At 60.5% G+C, this 5,657-nt stretch carries 5 protein-coding genes; 3 read left to right on the top strand and 2 right to left on the bottom strand.

The genetic code is table 11. The features are described 5' to 3' along the window. Positions 1 to 24: 24 nt before the first annotated feature. Positions 25 to 534: a hypothetical protein gene (locus tag NW815_RS08185; protein WP_414388115.1), complete on the bottom strand. Its 510-nt coding sequence runs from the start codon at positions 532 to 534 to the stop codon at positions 25 to 27. Between the two features lie 304 nt (positions 535 to 838). Here NW815_RS08185 and NW815_RS08180 point away from each other — a divergent pair, with 304 nt between their 5' ends. From NW815_RS08180 to NW815_RS08170, 3 genes are all read left to right on the top strand, one after another. After that, complete coding sequence (locus NW815_RS08180) at positions 839 to 1,714, top strand: SDR family NAD(P)-dependent oxidoreductase (protein ID WP_414388117.1); 876 nt, start codon at positions 839 to 841, stop codon at positions 1,712 to 1,714. Between the two features lie 142 nt (positions 1,715 to 1,856). Continuing rightward, on the top strand, positions 1,857 to 3,779 hold the full coding sequence (gene ftsH / locus NW815_RS08175; RefSeq protein ID WP_414332083.1) for an ATP-dependent zinc metalloprotease FtsH: 1,923 nt from the start codon (positions 1,857 to 1,859) through the stop codon (positions 3,777 to 3,779). A 107-nt stretch (positions 3,780 to 3,886) separates the two neighbouring features. Further along, a complete protein-coding gene (locus tag NW815_RS08170) occupies positions 3,887 to 4,708 on the top strand; it encodes a class I SAM-dependent methyltransferase (RefSeq protein WP_414342194.1) in 822 nt (273 codons plus the stop codon). A 125-nt stretch (positions 4,709 to 4,833) separates the two neighbouring features. Here NW815_RS08170 and NW815_RS08165 read toward each other — a convergent pair whose 3' ends face one another. Further along, the gene (locus tag NW815_RS08165; protein WP_414388816.1) at positions 4,834 to 5,517 is read right to left on the bottom strand and encodes a hypothetical protein; all 684 of its coding nucleotides are present in this window, start codon (positions 5,515 to 5,517) and stop codon (positions 4,834 to 4,836) included. Positions 5,518 to 5,657 lie beyond the last annotated feature (140 nt).

The raw sequence follows: 5,657 nt of genomic DNA, 5'->3' as shown, positions 1-5,657 counted from the left end.
ATCCTAACATAAGATCAACACGACCTAGGACGAAGAGCCTTCCCCAGGCGAGGCAGAATCGGCCGGCTGAGAGCTGGGATCCGTCTCCGGCACTTCGGGATGGCGAACGGGCTTGGGTAGGGTGCCACCTGACCTGATAACCAAACAGCGCACGGTTTGGTGCAGCTCCTCCAGCAAAATGCTGATGGCAGAGCGGAAGTCCCGGTGGTCATCTCGCATTTGCTCCAGCATGGCGCGGATGACTTCCTGACAATCCTTCAGGATGTGCTGCTGCTGGGCAACAATCTGCACCAGTTCGCTTTGTTCCTTGAGCAGCTCCCGCAGACAAGAGCGCAGCTCTTCCACATGGCTCTGCCAAAGGGCCTGTCCTTCCCGCAGCTCCATCACGCTGGTGCGCAAATCGGCGGTCGAGTCTCTTAGGGCTTCGCTGTGGCGGCGCTCGGCTTCCAGTTGCTTTTGCTGCTCCTGCTGCTGTTGGCGCAACTCAGAATTGGCCCGCAAGTTGGCTTCCGCTGCCCTGAGCAATTGAGCCAATCGAACCTCAGTAACAACCCAACGCTCTTCCGGGGAGAGAGATCGACCTCGGCCAACTCGTCTGCAGAAGTACTTCACAGTCGCTGCACCCTATACACAACTCTCTACTTTAAATCAAAGCACCATAGGACTTCAGCCCAAGCAGAGACCTGTCTATCGGGCTTTGTCCCGGCTGTTTTCTGGGTTTACCCAATGTAGCCATGATAGCGGATGCCGAATCCAGAAGTTCGGAAGACGGAGCTGCCCCTCTCCAGGGATCCCGGTCGTTCTTCTAGGATGGTGGAGAGTTTGGATAAAAGAAACCATGCCTTCACTTGCAAATCAGGTGGTGCTGATTACTGGTGCCTCTGCTGGAATTGGGGAAGCCGTCGCTCTGGAGGTGGCCAAACGAGGGGCTCGCTTGGTGCTGGCGGCCCGCCGGGAAGGGCTGCTGCGAAACGTCAAGGACTTGGTGGAAAGTCGGGGGGCGGAGGCGCTGGTGGTGCCCACCGACATGGCCGATACGGCCCAGGTGGAGGCACTGGCCCAAAAGGCTCTGGATCATTTTGGCCGGGTGGATATCCTGGTGAACAACGCCGGCTATGGCCAGATGGGGCCGGTGGAAGAGGTGGATGTGGCGGCCATGCGGCGCCAGTTTGAGGTGAATGTATTTGGCTTGCACGCCCTCACCCGTGCCCTCTTGCCCCAAATGCGGGAACGGGGCAGTGGCCGCATCCTCAACCTCAGCTCGGTGGCCGGCCAGCTGTCCATGCCTTTCAGCGGCGTTTACAGCGCCACCAAGTTTGCTGTGGAGGCCCTCAGCGACGCCCTGCGGGTGGAGGTGGCCCCCTTCGGCATCAAGGTTATCTTGATCGAGCCGGGGCCGGTGGCCACCGAGTTTGGCCGCGTGGCGGAAGAAACCTTTGCTGCCGTTGTCAACCCCAACGGCCCCTACAAGGCGATCTTGGACAAGACCGCCGATCTGGCCAGCTCGTTCAGCAAAATGGCCTGGCCGGTGGAGAAGGTGGTGGAGCCGATCCTGAGGGCGATGACGGATCCTCACCCTTCCGACCGCTACACCGCTTTCACGGGGGGTAAGGTGGCGTTGGGGCTGATGCGGCTCATGCCCGCTGCTCTGGCTGACTCCATGTGGCGGCGCGTCTATGGGCTGGATGGTCTGGGATCCCCCGGCTCGGCCTAATTGCAGGCTGGTGGCGGGCAGGGATCCCTACAAGATCTCAAGCCCATTGAGTTCTCCTTGGTGCGGGGGCAGGGTTGTGCCTTCCAGGATGGACAGGTTAAGTTTGTTAAAGGACTTTTAATAACCGAGCGTTCTCTTCCCTATGAACAAGCCTCTATCTCCCCAGCGCTGGCTGATCGCCCTCCTGCTGGGCTTTTGTCTCTGGCAGGGATCCGGCCTGGTGCTGCAGCCTGCACCCGCCCATGCAGCTTTGGCCTCGGCCCTCACCTACGATCGCTTTTTGCGCTACGTCGAGGAGGGGCGGGTTACGGATGTGCGCCTCACGGACAACAATCTGGTAGCTGAAGTTACGGCTGTGGATCCCCAGACCCAGCATTCCACCCGCTACCGAGTGAACCTGCTGCCCAACACCGTACCGCAACTGGTGGACCGCCTCACCGAGCAGGGGATCGAAGTGGCAGTGGTACCCACCCGCAATGGCAGCGCCTTTTGGGCGCTTCTGGGCAACCTGGTGATCCCGCTGTTGCTGTTGGGGGGGTTGTTCTTTTTCCTGCGGCGTGCCGGTGGCGGAGCGGGCGGCCCTGGGCAGGCGATGAACTTCGGCAAATCGCGGGCCCGCTTTCAGATGGAAGCCAAAACCGGCGTTAAGTTCGACGATGTGGCCGGGATTGAAGAAGCCAAAGAAGAATTGCAAGAGGTGGTTACCTTCTTGAAGAAGCCGGAGCGCTTCACCGCTGTTGGGGCCAAGATCCCCAAAGGCGTGTTGTTGGTGGGGCCGCCGGGGACGGGCAAAACCCTTCTGGCCAAGGCCATTGCCGGCGAGGCAGGAGTGCCTTTCTTTAGCCTGTCCGGCTCTGAGTTTGTGGAAATGTTTGTCGGGGTGGGTGCCTCTCGCGTACGGGATCTCTTCAAGAAGGCCAAGGAGAATGCGCCTTGCATCGTCTTCATCGACGAGATCGACGCGGTGGGCCGGCAGCGGGGGGCCGGCATCGGCGGTGGCAACGACGAACGCGAGCAAACCCTGAACCAGTTGCTCACGGAGATGGACGGCTTTGAGGGCAACACCGGCATTATCGTGATTGCCGCCACCAACCGCCCTGATGTGTTGGATGCCGCTCTCTTGCGTCCGGGGCGCTTCGACCGCCAGATTACGGTGGATCGGCCTAGCTTTAAGGGGCGCTACGAGATCTTGCGGGTGCATGCCCGCAACAAGAAGCTGGCGGAAGAGGTCAGCCTAGAGGCGATTGCCCGCCGTACCCCTGGCTTTGCCGGCGCGGATCTGGCCAACCTGCTCAATGAAGCGGCCATTTTGGCGGCCCGCCGTCAGCGCATGGCCATCACCAACCAAGACATTGACGATGCCATCGACCGCATCACCATCGGCCTGACCAAGCCCCCGCTGTTGGACGGCAAGAGCAAGCGCCTGATCGCCTACCACGAGTGTGGCCATGCCCTGTTGATGACACTTTTGCCCCACGCGGATCCCTTGAACAAGGTGACCATCATCCCCCGTTCCGGCGGCGCAGGTGGCTTTGCCCAGCAACTGCCCAACGAGGAGCAGATCGACTCCGGCATGTACAGCCGCGCTTGGCTGCTGGATCGGGTGGTGGTGGGCTTTGGCGGTCGGGCGGCCGAAGAGATCGTCTTCGGCTACTCGGAAGTGACCACCGGAGCCAGCAACGACCTGCAGCAGAACACGAATCTGGTGCGGCAGATGGTGACCCGCTTTGGCATGTCTGAGCTGGGGCCCTTGATGCTGGATCCCCCCAACAACGAGGTATTCTTGGGCGGCGGCTGGATGAACCGCGTCGAGTACTCGGAGGATGTGGCCGCCAAGATCGACCGCCAGGTGCGGCAGATCCTGGAGAGCTGTTACCAGAAAGCCAAGCAGATTTTGCTGGAGCACCGCCCTCTGCTGGATCGATTGGCCGATACCTTGGTGGAACGGGAAACCCTGGATGGCGACGAATTCCGGGCGATTGTCTCGGAGTATGTGCCCATCCCGGAGAAGGTCGGCCTGCCCAGTCCACTTGCGGAAGCGGGACGGAGTCCAAAGCTGGTCTAGGGGATCCCATCTCCATTGCCAGATAGACAACTGGGGGGGTTGTTGGGGCTGGATCCCGGCAGCTGCCCCCTTTTCCTCGCGAGTTTTGGGTTGCGTTGGGCTGTCGCATGCTCTCTTCGCTCTCTGCTTTGCCGGTTCACCTTTATCGCTGCCTGAGCTGCGGTCGGGAAGGGTTGACCCAATCACCAGGGCGGGAACAGGGATCCGTGGCAGATCGGGTTTATTGTCCCAGTTGTGGCCAAATTTACCCCATCACCGCTTCTGGGGCTGTGGATTTTATCGGCAGCTCATCGGACCTGCATCTCACGCCGGCCCAAGCCATTGCCCATCTGCCTGGGTTTGCCTGGGGCTACGATCGCCTCTGGCGGCCCTGGGCCCTGTCGCTGCTGACGGGAGAGAGCTTTGGCAGCGAGCGGGAGAGTCAACTGCTGGCCGAGTTGGTGGGGGAGGGGGATCCCATCTTGGATTTGGGCACTGCCGGGGGGTACTGGAGCCGCTTGCTCCTGGCCAAGGATCCACAACGGACGGTGATCGGCCTGGACAATGCAGCAGGGGTATTGGCGGAAGCCGCTCAACAGGCACAGCCCCACTGGCAGCACTACAGCCTGATGCGGGCCCGAGCCGAACAGCTTCCCCTCGCCTCTGGAACTTTTGGGGCGGTGATCAGCGGGGCCACCTTGAACGAATTGCCTTTGGATCCCTGTTTGCGGGAAATTGCCCGCGTCTTGAAACCGGGAGGGGCCTTTGTCTCGATGCACAGCCAGCAGGTACAGGGATGGGGGCAGATGGTGCAGCAATGGCTGGAAGCCACCGGCCTTCATTTTTTCTCGGAAACCCAGTTGCGCGAGCACCTTCAACAGGTGGGGCTGCAGTTGGAGCGTTATCTCAGCTTGGGTTGGGTGGCCTTTGTGCGGGCAGTGCGCCTCTGATCTTGGCCGGGTTAAGTTGTGCAGTGGCCATCGAGTCGATGTCGGAGCCATCACCCCAATCCAAGTCATGCCGATCCCTGGCTCCCCTCTTCCACCAAGAGAGAGACTAGGAGTGAGGGCGCACTCTATGGGATCCACTCCAGCCCAACGCCAAAGCTAAACTCCCGATCCAAGGTCGAGTTGCGCAGGCTATAGCGAGCAGAAAGACGAAAAGAAGGGCTAATGGCATAGGCAGCGGTGATCTCCGCCAGGGTGGCCTGTCCTTCTTCCGGCTCCTGGGGGGCAACCCAACTGTAGCTACCGGTCAAATCTACACCTCCCGGAGCCAAGGCCAAAACGGCAAAAGCCCCATAGCTAACTCCGCTGAGGCTGCGGTTCTTTTGTTCCAAAGCCCGATACCCCAGTTGTGGCGCCAGATTAAAACGGGATCCCATGGGGGCCAGAAAGTAACGCATTTCCGACCCGTACTGGCGCACTTCGGGATGTTCGGAAGATTGGCGATAGTCACCACTGAGGGTGAGGCGATCTCCCAGACGCAAGTCTTGTAGGCTGATTCGCCAGTGAGAAGAGGACTCGAAACCGGCCTGCAAGCGCGTGGGCAAGACAGGGGTGTTGCGGATTTCTTCCAGGAGATGGGGCGGGTTTTGCAGCCAGCGGCGCAACACGGGGCTGCCTTCCAAAAGTTGGCTATCCAAGCCCAAATCCAAAGCGGCTGAGAGCGTGGCTGGCGCCGGATCCTGAATGCTGGCTTGCGTGGAATTGGCCCAAACTGGCCACCCAGGCACCAGTCCAGCCCAGAGGAGCAGCATACCCAGGGGAAGCCCTTTGCCAGACTGTCTCACCGCCTGCAACCCCATGCATCGCGTCCCTACTGTAGCCGCTTTCCGAGGGATTCTCCACGCAGACGGGCAAGGCTGGAGGTGCTGATACATTTACGCTGAACACTGCT

The sequence above is a fragment of the Synechococcus sp. R6-7 genome (assembly GCF_047461695.1).
Lineage (GTDB): Bacteria > Cyanobacteriota > Cyanobacteriia > Thermostichales > Thermostichaceae > Thermostichus.
This window is presented reverse-complemented; position numbering and strand designations above follow the sequence as displayed.